Genomic DNA, 14682 nt, shown 5'->3' on the forward strand with positions numbered 1-14682 from the left:
GAGTGTCATGACACTGACTGTTTCTGATCTTGCTATCGCCCGTGGCGGTGTTCCCGTGCTCGAAGGGGTTGGGTTTGAATTGCAACCGGGTAAAGCGTTGATTGTGAGAGGCCCCAATGGCGTTGGTAAAACAACTTTGTTGCGAACCTTGGCGGGGCTGCAACCACCGCTTTCGGGAACGATCACAGGCGGTGACGAAACGATTGCCTATGCCGGGCATTCCGATGGCATTAAGCCAACACTCAGCGTGTCAGAGAACCTGAAGTTTTGGGCGAGTGTGTTTGGTGCCAGCGGCATTGATGCGGCGTTGAATGCCTTTGCCCTAACAGATTTGGTAGATCGCCATGCGGGCAATTTGTCTGCAGGGCAAAAGCGGCGATTGGGGTTGTCACGATTGCTTGTCACCGAACGCCCAATCTGGATTTTGGATGAGCCTACCGTGTCACTGGATGTGTCTGCGGTTCAGATGTTTGCAGATACGGTACGCTCGCATCTCTCTACGGGCGGTTCAGCGTTGATTGCGACGCATATTGATCTGGGGCTTGATGGGGATGTGCTGGATGTCGGGCCCTATAAGGCCAAACCCAAATCGTTAGATGACTTCGATGAGGGGTTTTTATGATCGCTTTGTTATTGAGAGATCTGAAACTGGCGCTGCGGGCCGGTGGCGGATTTGGCCTTGGATTGGCCTTTTTCCTTATCGTAACAGTCATGGTGCCATTTTCTGTTGGGCCGGAATCCAGTTTGCTCTCAACAATTGCGCCGGGGGTTTTGTGGCTTGGGGCGCTGCTGGCGTGTCTTCTGTCCTTGGATCGATTGCTCGCTTTGGATTGGGAAGACGGATCGCTTGATTTGCTGGCCACAGCCCCGCTGCCGCTGGAGGCGGTTGTGACGATCAAAGCTTTGGCGCATTGGATCACGACGGGGTTGCCGTTGGTGTTGGCCGCACCGGTTCTGGGGGTTCTTTTGAATCTGTCGCCATCAGGATACGCGGCCTTGGTGACTTCGTTGTTGTTGGGGACGCCGGCCCTGTCCGTGATTGGCACTTTCGGGGCCGCATTGACCGTGGGATTGAAACGGGGCGGGCTTTTGCTGTCTTTGCTTGTGTTGCCTCTATACGTGCCGACCCTAATTTTTGGATCCGAAGCCGCGCGCCGTGGGGCATTGGGGATGGATATTTCCACACCCTTGTTGATGTTAGCAGGAATTACGGCTGCTTGCGTGGCCTTGTTACCATTTGCCAGCGCTGCAGTGTTGCGCGTCAATCTGCGCTAATGATGTGAATTGTAGACCCCAGCCAGACGGGCTAGAAACCAAATATGTCGATCTCATCCAAGCTCAATTCCTTCTGGGAATACGCCAACCCGAAAAAATTCCTGGCTACGACAGAGCGCGTGTTGCCAGTGTTTTGGATTCTGTCTGCAGCATTTCTTGCTGTGGGGTTAATCTGGGGGTTCTTCTTTACGCCCGATGACTACCGTCAGGGGTCTACGGTCAAGATTATCTATCTGCATGTGCCAGCCGCATTGATGGCCATTAATGCGTGGTTGATGATGTTGCTGACCTCATTGATTTGGCTGGTGCGTCGTCATCATGTAAGCGCGCTTGCAGCTCGCGCAGCGGCACCGGTTGGCGCTGTCATGACGATTATCGCTTTGGTTACCGGCGCCATCTGGGGGCAGCCCATGTGGGGAACATGGTGGGAATGGGATCCGCGTCTTACGTCTTTCCTAATCTTGTTTCTGTTTTATTTGGGATACATGGCGCTTTGGGAAGCGATTGATAACCCGGATACCGCCGCTGATTTGACCTCTGTTCTATGTTTGGTGGGCAGTGTTTTTGCACTGCTGAGCCGATATGCGGTCAATTTCTGGAACCAAGGTTTGCATCAGGGCGCTTCGGTCATGCGAGCCGGGGCCATCACGGGGTCTGATACAACTGAAAAGGTCAGCAATGTCTTTTTCTTTCCGTTGCTGGTTTGCATGATTGGCTTTGTTTTATTGTTCATTGCATTGGTGCTGTACCGTACTGGAACCGAAATTCGGGCCCGTCGGGTTAATGCTTTGTTGGCGCGCGAAAGGGTTGGCTCATGATGCCGAATCTTGGGAAATATGGGGATACGGTTCTTTCTGCTTATGCAGCGTCTATCGTATTGCTGGTCGTTTTGGTTGCTTTCAGTCTGTGGCGTGGGCGCAGAGTGCGTGCTGAATTAGCCAAGGTAGAACAAAGGATGTCACGGCATGGCTAAGGTTTCGCCTTTGATGTTGGCGCCCCCGTTGATCTTTGGGGCCTTTGTCGCGCTGGCTGCAGTGGGCATGTTTCGTGAGGATCCAGAAGCTTTGCCATCCGCTCGTGAAGGGCAGTTGGCTCCGCCGGTTGTTTTGACGGCTTTTCCGGGCAAGGCGGGATTTACTGACGAAACGCTTCGTGATGGCACGGTTAAGCTTGTGAATTACTGGGCCAGTTGGTGCGCGCCGTGCCGGGTCGAACATCCAAATCTAGACCTTTTGTCGGAAGAGGGCATTCCGATTTATGGAGTGAACTATAAAGATACACTGGCGCAGGCCGATGGGTTCCTGAAGGACTTAGGAGACCCCTATACCGCCATCGGGCGGGACGAGAAGGGCCGCATGGCGTTGGATTGGGGGGTGTATGGCGTCCCTGAGACATACGTTATCGACGGTGAAGGAACGATTGTTTTACGATTTGCCGGGCCGATCACCCAACGGGTCATTGAAAAGACAATCCGCCCTGCGTTGAAAAAAGCGGCTGGCCAATAGTATCGCCAGCCCTTAACGCAACAAGATCCAAACCATTGCACCGATGAAGGCAAAAGTTGTCAGGTTCATGAGTGTATCTGTCAGATCACCGATCAGCATGTGGCATTCCTTCTTCTCGCAGGCCACGTATCAGGCACACCAACAGTAGAACTGAAATAAAGACGAAGGGTAAGGCACCGAGTGAAATCAGGATTTTCACCGATTCTACCGAGCCGGATAGGATCATCGCCACACTCAGAACGCCAAGCAAAACACCCCAGATGAGCCGAATTCGGGGTGGTGGGTTCGGGTCGCCGCCGGTTGAAAAAGTACCAAGCACAAAGGCGGCGCTGACAACGCTGGTCACAATAAACAAAAACGCGGCAATAACGGTGGCAAGCGTTGTGAGACCTGAAAATGGCAATCGATCGAGCAAACCAAAGGTGACGCGTTCGACATTGGTTTGTGTCATTTGAAGCAGCTCGCCAGCTCCGTTGATGGTTTCAAACAGGCCAATGCCGCCAAATGCCCCGAACCAGACAATCGAGAACAAAGTGGGCGCGAAAAGAACGCCGATGACAAATTCTCGAATGGTACGACCCTTGGAAATACGGGCAACAAAAACCCCCACAAATGGACCCCAAGCAATCCACCAGACCATATAGGTGAGAGTCCAATCGCTGAACCATTGATGCATGCTGGTGCCGTAAAATGGGAATGTTTGAAAACCGCGTGGCAACACGTTGGCGACGTAATCCCCAAAGCTTTGCACGACTGTGTTTAACAAGAACTCTGTCGGGCCTAGTATGATTGTATAGGCGACCAACGCAATCGCGATGGCCATCGCAGCGTTTGAGAGTCGCGCCATGCCTTGCCCGAGGTCGATTAACAAAGCCGGGATATAGCAGGCGACCATGACCAAAAGAATGCCCCAGATCAAAATGTTCCCTACTTGGATATCTGCTAATGCAGAAACCCCGTCGGCCACTTGAAAAATACCCATCGCCATTGATCCACCAACCCCGATGGCGATCGCAATGATAGCCATGAAATCAGAAAACCAGCCGACGATCCGTGCCCACTTTTCGCCTGGAAATAAGGAAACCAGGGGCGCTCCGACCATCATTCCGGTTCCCCGTCGAAAACTGAAAAAGGCAATGGTCAGAGCAGTTGACCCATAGATTGCCCAAGCGTGCAATCCCCAGTGAAAGTTGGTGGCAAGCATCGCTTGCTGTGCTGAGTTGGGCGTAGAAACTTTACTATGCAGGAAATTGTAATGTGTCAGGGGTTCGGCCACGGCCCAGAACAACAGACCAACACCCATACCTGCCGAGAACAACATCGCAATCCAAGAGGCCGTGGAGAATTCAGGGCGGTCGTCGTCTTTGCCCAAGCGGATTCGGCCGTAGGGGGAAAATGCAAGCGCCAGACAGGTGATAAGCATGGTTGATGCAGCCAACATCACAAACCACCCCCGGCTATGGAAGGTTTGTTGAACAATTGCACTAGCCCAGGTCACTAACCCATCAATATCGGCGATGCCCCAGACCCCAATTACGGTTATGACGCTGAGCGAGCACAGTAGAAGCGCATTGGCTTTGGGCATTGAACACTCCATCGTCATGATTTGGGTAGAGCTTGCCCAAGTCCAGCCCAAAGGTCCAGAACGGACAAAACCCCAGAAGTGATCTGGGGCTTTGAAAGTTGTCACAAAGTGTCGCGCTTATGATTTCGCAAGGTTGCGCAGGACATAGTGCAGAACCCCGCCATGTTCGACGTATTCGATTTCGGGGGCCGTATCGATCCGACATTTCAGCGTAATCTCTTTTACCGAACCATCCGGGAAAGTGATCGAACAAGGCACGTCTTGCAGGGGTTGGATGGTGTCCAAACCGCTTATCGAGACCGTTTCCGCCCCGGTCAAACCCAATGTTTTGCGCGAGTCCCCATTTGTGAATTCAAATGGAATAACGCCCATGCCCACCAGATTCGAGCGGTGAATACGCTCAAAGCTCTCGGCAATCACGGCTTTGACACCCAGCAGGGCTGTCCCTTTGGCGGCCCAGTCCCGTGAAGACCCGGCGCCGTATTGAACCCCTCCAAAGATCACCAAGGGTGTACCTGCCTCCTGATAGGCCATTGAAGCATCGTAAATTGAGGTCTGATTGCCATCTGGACCTTTGGTATATCCACCTTCGACACCATCCAGCATTTCGTTCTTGATACGGATGTTGGCAAAGGTGCCGCGCATCATGACTTCGTGATTGCCGCGACGGGACCCATACGAGTTAAACTCGCGCGGCTGCACCTGACGCTCCAGCAGATATTGGCCCGCAGGGGTCGTGCTGGCAAAGCTGCCAGCGGGTGAGATGTGATCGGTGGTAACCATATCGCCCAGCACCGCAAGCACCTTGGCATCATGAATATTGCTGATGGTGCCAGGCTGGTCGCTCATCCCTTGAAAGTATGGAGGGTTTTGTATGTAGGTGGAAGCAGGGGGCCAGTCATAGGTTTCGGCGTTGGTTGTTTCAACGCTTCGCCACTTTTCATCGCCTTTGAAGACGTCGGCATATTTCGATAAAAAGGCCTCACGGGTCACGGTCTTTTCGACCAGTTCTGCGATTTCGTGGGTCGAGGGCCAAATATCTTTCAGGTAAACGTCATTGCCATTTTTGTCCTGAGCGATCGGATCGTTGGACAGATCAATGTCCATTGTGCCCGCCAAGGCATAGGCCACGACCAACGGAGGCGACGCCAAATAGTTGGCCCGCACATCTGGTGAAATACGCCCTTCAAAGTTGCGGTTTCCGGACAGAACAGCGGTCGCAACCAAATCCCCTTCGGCAATGGCTTCGGACAGTTCGGGTTGTATCGGGCCGGAATTTCCGATGCAGGTGGTGCATCCATAACCGACGAGATTAAAGCCGATTGCATCCAGATCGTCCTGCAAATCAGCCGCTTCCAGATAGGCGGAGACAACTTGCGACCCCGGTGCCAAAGAGGTTTTAACCCAAGGTTTGCGATTCAAACCCAGTGCCGCAGCTTTGCGAGCCACCAGACCGGCACCGATCATCACATAGGGGTTGGAGGTGTTGGTGCATGATGTAATCGATGCAATCACAACCTTACCGCTTTCCAGCGTGTAATTTTCACCTTTAACAGCGATCTCTTTGCCCATTGGACGCTTGAAGGTCTGTTCCATCTCATTACGGAATGCAGATTTGGCATCCGTTAAGGCGACGTAATCCTGAGGCCTTTTGGGGCCGGAAATTGCGGGTACGATAGACCCCATATCCAGCTCCATAGTGTCGGTATAGATAGGGGCGTAATCCGCCCCGCGCCAGAACCCGTTTTCTTTAGCGTAGGCTTCGATCAATGCCAGGCGGTCTTCGTCCCGTCCGGTGTTGCGCATATAGCGGAGGGTTTCACCATCGATCGGGAAGAACCCACAAGTTGCACCATATTCCGGTGCCATGTTGGCAATGGTGGCACGGTCAGCGAGCGGTAGGCGGTCTAGCCCGTCGCCATAAAATTCAACAAACTTTCCGACAACGCCCTTTTCGCGTAGCATTTCCACGACTTTTAGAACCAGATCTGTGCCGGTTGTGCCTTCGACCATCGCGCCGGTTAGCTTGAAACCGACAACTTCGGGGATTAGCATTGAAATCGGTTGACCCAGCATAGCGGCCTCGGCTTCTATCCCGCCGACACCCCAACCCAGAACGGCCATGCCATTCACCATTGTGGTATGACTGTCAGTGCCGACCAAGGTATCAGGATAGGCGACTTCGACGCCGTTTTGATCCGTGTCGGTCCAAACGGTTTGGGCCAGATATTCAACGTTCACCTGATGGCAAATACCAGTCCCAGGGGGCACAACGCGGAAATTGTTAAAGGCGCTCTGGCCCCATTTCAGGAACTGATAGCGTTCCATATTGCGTTCGTATTCGCGATCCACATTCATCTGGAATGCACGTGGGTTGCCAAATTCATCAATCATGACGGAGTGGTCAATAACCAGGTCAACAGGGACCAGCGGGTTGATTTTTGAGGCACTGCCTTTCAAGCTGACGATGCCATCGCGCATCGCGGCTAGATCCACAACAGCAGGAACCCCGGTAAAATCCTGCATCAGCACACGGGCCGGACGATAGGCGATTTCGCGAGGGTTCTTGCCGCCACTGGCACCCCATTCAGCGAAGGCTTTGATGTCATCAACCGAGACCGAAAAGCCACCGTCTTCGAAACGTAGCATGTTTTCTAGAACGACTTTGAGCGCTGCGGGAAGGGCAGAGAAATCGCCCAATCCAGCTTCGGTCGCGGCTGGGATTGAAAAATAAGAAATGGTCTTTCCGTTGACGCTCAAATCCTTGCGCGTCTTGGCTGTATCCAGTCCAACGGTGATGGGCATTAGATGGCCTCCCTCTGGAAAATCATGAAAATGGGGATTTGCTAACGAAATGTTGCCCCACGCGGTGTGATGTTTCAAGAGACAAACATGGGGTGGTTGCTTCTGAATTAAACCATACATCAGGGCGTTGAGTACAAGATCACCTTTGCTTCAAGAAACGTTGATTGGCCAAGGAGGGTGAGGTGGGGGTAAACCCGAAGAAACCCCAACAGAAAGCCGTGTTATGAAATTCGTTCTCGCCCCGCTCGCCCTCTTGTGGATTTCGGCGTCTGTCGCCGTTGCGGAAGAGAGCAATCCAGTGGTGGTCGAGCTCTATACCTCTCAGGGGTGTTCATCCTGTCCGCCTGCAGATGCGTTGATGCACAAGTTGGCAGAGCAGGAGGATGTCATCGGATTAGCGCTGCATGTCAATTATTGGGACTACATCGGCTGGAAAGATGAGTTTGCGGATCCTGCGCATACCATCCGACAGCAGGGGTTTGCGCAGGCAGGTGGGCGCAGCATGATTTACACGCCTCAGATGATCATCAATGGCCAAGAGGATGTTGTTGGCGCGCGCGGTATGGAATTGATGGAACACATCGGGAAACACCGGGCTGCGACACCGGTCGCAAAAGCCAAGGCAGAGCTATCCGACGGGCAGGTGGTTATTTCAGTCAACACGACAGGGCGCGCTTTGACCGGGGAATATGATGTGTTCCTAGTGAACTATACACCGGCCCGTCGTGTGTCTATCAAACGTGGCGAGTTGGCGGGCGAAACGCTTGACTATGCTAACGTTGTCGAATCCTGGACCCAAGTCGGTTCTTGGGACGGGCAGGGGCAAAATACACTGACAACGCCAATGATCAGAGACGAACCCGCCGTGGTCTTGGTTCAACAGGTCAATCACGGATCGATTGTCGCGGCTGCGCGTGTGCGCTGACGCTTGATTAGTCCTGCCAAGGCTTCCAGCGGCGATGGATCCAAAACCACTGACCCATATTCTGACGCACGACCGCCTCTAGATCATCGTTGATTTGTTGCGTCATGGTATCTGGGTCACTGTGTTCCACTGGCTCATGAAGAATGATTTCAAAATCCAAACCGTTTGGTTGACGTATCGCGTAAACAGGGATCATCACGGCGTTGTACTTGATGGCCAATTCAGCGTTTAAGGTGGATGTGGCCGCAGGCTTGCCAAAGAAACTCATGGCTTTCCCACCATGAGCATGCAGATCTGAAACAATTGCGATAATGCCGCCTTTTTTCAGCGAACGCACCATTTCCATCATGCCGCGCCGACCTTGTTCAAACATCGGTTCGCCGGTTTGACAGAAAGCATCAACATAGCGGTCGTTGAAATAGGGGTTGGCCATTCGACGAAAGAGACATCCGATTGGCTTGGTTGATCGGTTTTGCAACGCCACGCGTGCAGCTAGATAGTGACCGAAATGCGCGGTGATCATCATCATCGGGCGGCCTTCTTTGACCATCGCGTCAAAGGTTTCAACACCGGGGCCGCTGACCTTGGCCCCTTTCTGACGCTCCACGAACTCTTCTGGAGAAAAATGCTCCATGATTGCACGACCCGCATTGTCGGGGACTTCCTTACACAGGCGGCCCACGTCTGCTTCTGGCAATTCAGGGCAGGTTAGTGCCAGGTTATCTCGGATTCGTTTAGTGTATCCGACGACAGGTGCGAGCGTTTTGATAATTTGCCCCATCGTTGCGATGCGCCTTTCGTAAGGCAGCAGGCGCATCCCTCCGATGAAGCCCGATAGGAATGTATTGGCGATGTAATACTTGATCCGTTCAGAGCGGGTCAGTTCGGATTTTTCAACGGGCATCAATAGATCTCAGCGGCTGTGTGTCTCACGATGCCAGACATATAGGCCCGCCCCCGCGATAACAAGCGCACCAACCACAGTCCAGAAATCTGGCAGCTCTCCGAAAAATAGCGCGCCCCAAATCGCAGCAAAGGCTAGGCCACAATAGGCATAAGGCGCCAATACTGCGGCTTCGCCTGCGCTAAAGGCCCGAATGAGCAGCATTTGAGCTAACGTTCCAAATCCTGAAACCAACAGAATAAGGCCCCAAGCGGTGAGGTCCGGGGTTTGCCAATAGGCCGGGACGATACAGCTCAGCAGGATTGTTCCCACGAGACCCGTATAAAAAAGGGAGGTCCAGACGTTTTCGTTGGCCCCCACTTTTCGCGTCAACAAAGCATAACCTGAATAGCAAACGGCGGCTGCAATTGGGTAAAATGAGGCCAGCGAAAACACATTGGATCCGGGCCGAATGATAATTGCGGCCCCCAACAAAGCAAAAGCGATCCCAACGATCCGACGTGGTCCTAAGGCTTCACCTAACAAAAGGGCAGCCCCCAAAGTGATCAGGACAGGGTTAACGGACATCAGCGCAGCAGCATCCGTCAGCGGGATGAGGGTGAGACCCATAAAGAAAAAGCCCGTGGCCCCCATAAGCAGCAAAGAGCGCAAAAATTGCAGAATTGGATGGTGTGTCCGGACAACCTGATGGAGGCGCGGCAAAACGAGGATGAGTACAAAGGCCATCTGACCTGCATAACGCGCCCAAAGTGCTGTCATCACACCGACACGCGGGGATAGGGCTTTGACAGAGGCATCCATCAGTGAAAAGCACAAAACTGCAAAGATCATCAAGATGATAGCGCGATTTGCATTCATCTCTGAGAGGACCAAAAATTGGGCGTCAACGTCGTGCACACGAAAACTGGTGGGGAGTGTTTCATATCACTCTGATATGAGCCATCTCTTCGACTGTCCATTGCGGTGGAGAAGAATTACGCTCTAAGGCTGCCGATTAGTCTTCTTCTTCGATGATCAAGTCGAGTATGCCGTCCGTCTCAAGCTGACGGATGGCTGTGATGCACCGATTCATCGCGTCTTCGCCATCTGCTTGTTTGATTGATCCTGCTTCCGTAATTTCGTCTCTCAGGTTGTCCGCCATTCGGGTGGACATATTGGCCAACAGGAACTCTTTGCTGTCCGCATCGGCCCCCTCGGTCGCTGCCGCCATGGCGGTAACAAGATCAGCCTGATCTACTTGGCGAATAACTGCAGGAACATCCCGTGGGCTGAGACGGCGAGGGATGTGGGCAAAGGTAAAGATCTCTTTGCGAACGGAGGTTGCAAAAACAGCATCTTCTTGATCCAGCGCTTCGAGCACATCTTCGCGAGTGGCGGCTGTTGATTGGTTCAATATGGCTCCAACACGCTTGTCCGGCCCATCCTCAAAGGCTGAAATTGGCTTGTCGTCCAATTGTTTGGCAAGGGACCATCCGATCCGCTCAACGGCCTCTGGCGTGACGCTGCCGGTTTGTGAGACGGCAAATGTAATTTTACGTGCCAGGGGGCCCGGGAGCTTGCTGAGCAGTTCAGCCGCTTTTGCGGTTTCGATTTTGGACAAGAGAACCGCGGCGACCTCTGTACTTTCGGCTTGAGCAATTTCGGCCAATTCCATCGCGTCGAGATCGCGTAAACGTTGCCATGGGTTGCCAATCTGACGAACTCCGGCTTCTTTCCGCAGGCGGGCGGCCGTTGTTGGCGCAATTTTGCCGTCCATTGCAGATAAGGCACCAGCCAAGCCGTGAGGAAAAGCCAATCCGATCCCCTCAAGCGCGTCGGCAAATTCAGCGGCGACCGCATCCAAGGTGATCCGATCGACCAATCCCATTTGGCCCATTTGTTGGGTCAGCTTTTCTTGCAGATCCTCTGGCAGATCCTCTAACGGGATATCGGCGCCTTCACTGATCACAAGACGCACAACAATTGCGGCTTTTTCCCGGGCGGTTAGAGACCGAGGGACCCGTACCTCAGTCTCTGTCATCATTTGACCATTAACCAGGTCGTTTACGGGTGCGCCCAGTTGCATCAATGCTCTGTCTTCCTGCATGTTCCTGCGTGTTCCAGTGTTTTGGAGTTGCAGTCACATTAGTGCAGACGGGGTAAACAAAGGCTGAAGGTCAGTAGTTGTAAGTGAGCCCCGTTTTGATCGCCTTGCGGAGGGAGACTTCGGCCCAGCTGCCTTCGCCGCCACGCGCCTTGATCTCTTTCCATTGATGGATCGCTAGCTCTGTTTTTCCTTCTGCCACATACCCTTGACCCATATAGCTTCGCGCGAGTATATTGTCTGGGTTCACCGCTAGCGCCTTTTGGTAATAGGCGTTTGCCAAGGCGGTCTGTCCTAACTTTCGGTGGGTAAATCCCCAGTAGGTAAGGACACGATCATCGTTTTGGTCTGACATTGCGCGCAGAACCCCCTGCGCGTCCTGATATCGCCCGTCATAAGCGAGCTCGCGCACAGCCCCATACAGAGTATCGGTGTCGAGTGAGGACTGTTTGGGTTTGACACAACGCTTTTTCTTTTCATCCCAAACCTTGATGCCTTTGCATGTCTTCGTTGTTTGGGTTGGCTTTGGGGGGTTGGTCCAGGTGGTCCCCCCATCACCGCTGCCGCCGCCTGCAGCAAAGGCAAAAGTTGGAGCAGCAAGAATAAGGGCAAGAGCGAGACGCATGAGAAACTCCGAGTTATAAAACAACAAAAAGAATGTAGAGTGTTTTTTGAGAATATCAGCTAGCCACCTGCGCAAGTGGATGTCAAACCTGCGTGATGTGACCCGACAGAGCGGGCTACCCTTCTATTGGTGTGCGAAAGGCGAGTGTCAGTCTGTTGTGCAAATTGCGATATTTGGTGCGCTGAAACTCATCCGCCTTATACATGTTTTGGGTGATGTGAAGGCAGTCAATCAACATACGGGCGCGAATGCAGTAATCGAGGATCGCCATGTTTATGCGATGCTTGTACCGCTTGAAAAACATTTCTTTGTTTGATCGTAAGATGCCACTGCGATCTACGTCCAGTGGATCCCCGCTGCGGTAAACATCGCCCTTGAGGAAATCCACGATGTCGTATTCACCCAGTTTTACGCGATGTTCCGTGAAATCCAGCCCAAACGCAGTCCCACGGCCCATAATCAGGTTTTCGCCGTGAAAATCTCCATGACAGTACCGTTTGAACGCTTTGAATTGCTTGATACATTCCACATCGCGTTTCATTTGTTCGATCATTGGGCGATAGTCTGAGGCAGGCATCATGGGGAGGCCCGCAGAGAGCTTTTCTTCGATCGCTTCGAACATCCAGTCAAACCAGAATCGTGTCTTGGATGGCGGGTCAATGTCGTGAAGCTCATGGAGCCAATGGCCAGCACGTCGATACATCTGCCCGGCTTGGGCGTCCTTTTTCGAATTAAAAATATGATGAGTGGCCGTTTTGTGGTCCACGAATTCTGTTACCAGAAATCGGGCGCTTGGCGAAAGGTACAGCGGTTTGACCACATCCACTTCGGCGCGATGTTCAAAATGCGGGACAAGTCGCGTAAGAACTTTGAATTCGTCTGATAAACGGGGGTTTGGCGCTGGTGCGACATCGATCTTGAGCGCGTATTCAGTGTCATGTGACGTAGTCACGCGGTAAACGAGACGTTCGTCTGAAAAGTCGGCAGATCGGTAAATACAGGTCATCGACATGTCACTGTCAATGTTGCGAGCATCTCGAAACTCTGAGAGGAATTGTTGGGCGATTTGCAATTCTGCCGGGCTTGGTTTGATCATTGTTTCACTGATTTGTTCAACCGTTCGCATAGGTTGTACCAAATCGCGTCGATCAGCAATAAGAAGAGGCCCCGGAAATCCAGGGCCTCGACAATTTAGTCTTTGAATACGCGCGCGAAAATCGTGTCGACGTGTTTTGTGTGGTAGCCGAGATCGAATTTGGCTTCGATTTCTTCGACACCCAACGCCGCAACAACTTCTTTGTCAGCCAGCAGTTCGCCTTTGAAGTCACAGCCGGTTTCCCAAACTTTCAGAGCGTTACGCTGTACGAAACGGTACGCATCTTCTCGCGAAACACCTGCTTGGGTCAGCGCCAATAGCACGCGCTGGCTCATCACCAGACCTGGGAATTTGTTCATGTTGTCGAGCATGTTCTGCGGGTAAACCAACAGATTTTCGATAACAGAAGTCAGGCGCGACAGGGCGAAATCCAAAGTGATGGTGCTGTCTGGGCCGATGTTGCGTTCAACGGAAGAGTGCGAGATGTCCCGCTCGTGCCACAGCGCGACATTTTCCATTGCAGGAACAACGGCCATACGTACCAGACGTGCCAAACCGGTCAGGTTTTCCGTTAGAACTGGGTTTTTCTTGTGCGGCATTGCCGAGGAGCCTTTTTGACCCATCGAAAAGAATTCCGCAGCTTCCAGAACCTCGGTCCGCTGCATGTGGCGGATTTCAGTGGCGACGTTTTCAATCGAGCTCGCAACAACGCCCAGTGCGGCGAAAAACGCGGCGTGACGGTCACGCGGGATCACCTGTGTGCTGATTGGTTCGGCCTCAAGACCCAACTGCTCGCAGACGTGCTCTTCGACGCGGGGGTCGATATTGGCAAATGTCCCAACTGCGCCGCTGATTGCGCCGGTTGCGATTTCCATACGCGCCTTTTTCAGGCGGTTCATGTTGCGATCCATTTCCGCATAGAAACGCGCAAACGTAAGACCCATGGTTGTGGGTTCGGCATGGATACCGTGGCTGCGGCCAATGCGAATGGTGTCTTTGTGTTCAATCGCGCGCTTCTTGAGTGCTGCGAGCAGCCCTTCCATGTCCTTGATCAGGATATCTGAGGCGCGAACCAACTGCACGTTAAAGCAGGTGTCCAGCACGTCTGAGCTGGTCATGCCTTGGTGTACAAAGCGGGCCTCTTCCGAGCCGACATGTTCTGCTAGGTGGGTCAGGAACGCGATGACATCGTGCTTTGTGACGGCTTCGATTTCGTCAATGCGCGCGACGTCGAATTTCACGTCTTTGGCTTTCCAGACGGCTTCGGCGTTTTCTTTCGGGATCACACCCAGATCAGCCATCGCGTCACAGGCGTGGGCTTCAATCTCGTACCAGATGCGAAACTTGGTCTCGGGCGACCAGATGGCAACCATTTCGGGGCGGGAGTAGCGAGGGATCATTGGCAGCGGCACCTTTTTGTGACTAGCGCAGGGGATGTCGCGCGTCTTAAACTCGTGCAGCGGTATCGACAAGGTGGGAGCGCTGATATGAGACGGTTTGCCCTGATTTTAGCCTTTCTGACCGGATCAACGGCAACTCATGCGGCTGAAATGCTGGATGAGGAGGGTATTCTGGCGGCTTTGATGGATCGTGAAGTTCTGTACGAGAGCGGTGCGCGGCAAGATTTTCGCCCATCCATGAGAACTCTTTACACGTCTGGTCGCCCCAGTTGGGGATATTGGGCCATACGCGACGACCAATACTGTTCCAAGTGGCCGCCATCGGATATTTGGGCCTGCTACGATATTGAACGTTTGGAAAACGGTATCCGTTTCATCGGATTCGGCGGTGACATTATCGATGGTACATATTCGAACTGAACGGGTGCTTCGGGGGTCTCCGATAGAAGGAGCCGGAAAACCCGGCACCTCGTGGTCAA

15 protein-coding genes are annotated in these 14682 nt (G+C 53.0%); 7 read left to right on the forward strand and 8 right to left on the reverse strand.

All coding sequences use genetic code 11. The features are described from left to right. Window positions 1–7 precede the first annotated feature (7 nt). The 5 genes from ccmA to ABWV33_RS03815 are packed head-to-tail and all read left to right on the forward strand — an operon-like array spanning window position 8 to window position 2780. Window positions 8–622 carry a heme ABC exporter ATP-binding protein CcmA gene (gene ccmA / locus ABWV33_RS03795; RefSeq protein WP_353329156.1) on the forward strand — a complete coding sequence of 205 codons (615 nt, stop codon included), beginning with the start codon at window positions 8–10 and terminating at the stop codon, window positions 620–622. Continuing rightward, entirely contained in the window at window positions 619–1275 is a 657-nt protein-coding gene (gene ccmB / locus ABWV33_RS03800; RefSeq protein ID WP_113823130.1) for a heme exporter protein CcmB, read from the forward strand. The genes ccmA and ccmB overlap by 4 nt, the downstream gene beginning before the upstream one ends. A gap of 44 nt (window positions 1276–1319) precedes the next feature. Further along, on the forward strand, window positions 1320–2093 hold the full coding sequence (locus ABWV33_RS03805; protein WP_164621536.1) for a heme ABC transporter permease: 774 nt from the start codon (window positions 1320–1322) through the stop codon (window positions 2091–2093). After that, window positions 2090–2248, forward strand: a complete 159-nt coding sequence (gene ccmD, locus ABWV33_RS03810) for a heme exporter protein CcmD (protein ID WP_174217227.1) — start codon at window positions 2090–2092, stop codon at window positions 2246–2248. Before ABWV33_RS03805 ends, ccmD begins: the two co-directional genes overlap by 4 nt. Beyond that, complete coding sequence (locus tag ABWV33_RS03815) at window positions 2241–2780, forward strand: DsbE family thiol:disulfide interchange protein (protein ID WP_353329157.1); 540 nt, start codon at window positions 2241–2243, stop codon at window positions 2778–2780. The genes ccmD and ABWV33_RS03815 overlap by 8 nt, the downstream gene beginning before the upstream one ends. Window positions 2781–2865: 85 nt before the next feature. On the opposite strand, the gene ABWV33_RS03820 is transcribed toward ABWV33_RS03815, so the two are convergent. After that, the gene (locus tag ABWV33_RS03820; protein WP_121999737.1) at window positions 2866–4365 is read right to left on the reverse strand and encodes a BCCT family transporter; all 1500 of its coding nucleotides are present in this window, start codon (window positions 4363–4365) and stop codon (window positions 2866–2868) included. 117 nt (window positions 4366–4482) lie between these two features. Next, window positions 4483–7170, reverse strand: a complete 2688-nt coding sequence (gene acnA / locus ABWV33_RS03825; RefSeq protein ID WP_353329158.1) for an aconitate hydratase AcnA — start codon at window positions 7168–7170, stop codon at window positions 4483–4485. 223 nt (window positions 7171–7393) lie between these two features. Here acnA and ABWV33_RS03830 point away from each other — a divergent pair, with 223 nt between their 5' ends. Further along, window positions 7394–8095: a DUF1223 domain-containing protein gene (locus ABWV33_RS03830; protein ID WP_113823135.1), complete on the forward strand. Its 702-nt coding sequence runs from the start codon at window positions 7394–7396 to the stop codon at window positions 8093–8095. Window positions 8096–8102: 7 nt separating this feature from the next. Here ABWV33_RS03830 and ABWV33_RS03835 read toward each other — a convergent pair whose 3' ends face one another. The 6 genes from ABWV33_RS03835 to purB all read right to left on the reverse strand — a co-directional run bounded on the left by ABWV33_RS03835 (window position 8103) and on the right by purB (window position 14203). Continuing rightward, window positions 8103–8999, reverse strand: coding sequence for a lysophospholipid acyltransferase family protein (locus tag ABWV33_RS03835; RefSeq protein WP_113823136.1), 897 nt, complete (start codon window positions 8997–8999; stop codon window positions 8103–8105). A gap of 9 nt (window positions 9000–9008) precedes the next feature. After that, entirely contained in the window at window positions 9009–9857 is an 849-nt protein-coding gene (locus ABWV33_RS03840; RefSeq protein WP_353329159.1) for a DMT family transporter, read from the reverse strand. Window positions 9858–9993: 136 nt separating this feature from the next. Next, a complete protein-coding gene (locus ABWV33_RS03845) occupies window positions 9994–11022 on the reverse strand; it encodes a flagellar motor switch protein FliG (RefSeq protein WP_353329236.1) in 1029 nt (342 codons plus the stop codon). Between the two features lie 133 nt (window positions 11023–11155). Continuing rightward, window positions 11156–11707, reverse strand: a complete 552-nt coding sequence (locus ABWV33_RS03850) for a tetratricopeptide repeat protein (RefSeq protein ID WP_113823139.1) — start codon at window positions 11705–11707, stop codon at window positions 11156–11158. A gap of 115 nt (window positions 11708–11822) precedes the next feature. Then, window positions 11823–12803: an aminoglycoside phosphotransferase family protein gene (locus tag ABWV33_RS03855; protein WP_353329160.1), complete on the reverse strand. Its 981-nt coding sequence runs from the start codon at window positions 12801–12803 to the stop codon at window positions 11823–11825. Window positions 12804–12898: 95 nt separating this feature from the next. Beyond that, window positions 12899–14203 carry an adenylosuccinate lyase gene (gene purB / locus ABWV33_RS03860; protein ID WP_164621551.1) on the reverse strand — a complete coding sequence of 435 codons (1305 nt, stop codon included), beginning with the start codon at window positions 14201–14203 and terminating at the stop codon, window positions 12899–12901. Window positions 14204–14290: 87 nt separating this feature from the next. On the opposite strand from purB, the gene ABWV33_RS03865 reads away from it, so the two are divergent. Beyond that, window positions 14291–14623, forward strand: coding sequence for a hypothetical protein (locus ABWV33_RS03865; RefSeq protein WP_353329161.1), 333 nt, complete (start codon window positions 14291–14293; stop codon window positions 14621–14623). The last annotated feature ends 59 nt before the right edge of the window (window positions 14624–14682 follow it).

It is taken from the genome of Phaeobacter sp. NW0010-22, from assembly GCF_040365955.1.
In the GTDB taxonomy this organism is placed as follows: domain Bacteria; phylum Pseudomonadota; class Alphaproteobacteria; order Rhodobacterales; family Rhodobacteraceae; genus OMPR01.

Excerpts from the sequence above, each read along its gene's own strand:
- purB (WP_164621551.1), bottom strand. The coding sequence starts at position 14,203 with ATGATCCCTCGCTACTCCCGCCCCGAAATGGTTGCCATCTGGTCGCCC.
- ccmA (WP_353329156.1), top strand. The coding sequence starts at position 8 with ATGACACTGACTGTTTCTGATCTTGCTATCGCCCGTGGCGGTGTTCCC.
- ABWV33_RS03850 (WP_113823139.1), bottom strand. The coding sequence starts at position 11,707 with ATGCGTCTCGCTCTTGCCCTTATTCTTGCTGCTCCAACTTTTGCCTTT.
- ABWV33_RS03840 (WP_353329159.1), bottom strand. The coding sequence starts at position 9,857 with ATGAATGCAAATCGCGCTATCATCTTGATGATCTTTGCAGTTTTGTGC.
- ABWV33_RS03835 (WP_113823136.1), bottom strand. The coding sequence starts at position 8,999 with ATGCCCGTTGAAAAATCCGAACTGACCCGCTCTGAACGGATCAAGTAT.
- ccmD (WP_174217227.1), top strand. The coding sequence starts at position 2,090 with ATGATGCCGAATCTTGGGAAATATGGGGATACGGTTCTTTCTGCTTAT.
- ABWV33_RS03815 (WP_353329157.1), top strand. The coding sequence starts at position 2,241 with ATGGCTAAGGTTTCGCCTTTGATGTTGGCGCCCCCGTTGATCTTTGGG.
- ABWV33_RS03805 (WP_164621536.1), top strand. The coding sequence starts at position 1,320 with ATGTCGATCTCATCCAAGCTCAATTCCTTCTGGGAATACGCCAACCCG.
- acnA (WP_353329158.1), bottom strand. The coding sequence starts at position 7,170 with ATGCCCATCACCGTTGGACTGGATACAGCCAAGACGCGCAAGGATTTG.
- ABWV33_RS03830 (WP_113823135.1), top strand. The coding sequence starts at position 7,394 with ATGAAATTCGTTCTCGCCCCGCTCGCCCTCTTGTGGATTTCGGCGTCT.
- ABWV33_RS03855 (WP_353329160.1), bottom strand. The coding sequence starts at position 12,803 with ATGATCAAACCAAGCCCGGCAGAATTGCAAATCGCCCAACAATTCCTC.
- ABWV33_RS03820 (WP_121999737.1), bottom strand. The coding sequence starts at position 4,365 with ATGCCCAAAGCCAATGCGCTTCTACTGTGCTCGCTCAGCGTCATAACC.
- ABWV33_RS03845 (WP_353329236.1), bottom strand. The coding sequence starts at position 11,022 with ATGATGACAGAGACTGAGGTACGGGTCCCTCGGTCTCTAACCGCCCGG.
- ABWV33_RS03865 (WP_353329161.1), top strand. The coding sequence starts at position 14,291 with ATGAGACGGTTTGCCCTGATTTTAGCCTTTCTGACCGGATCAACGGCA.
- ccmB (WP_113823130.1), top strand. The coding sequence starts at position 619 with ATGATCGCTTTGTTATTGAGAGATCTGAAACTGGCGCTGCGGGCCGGT.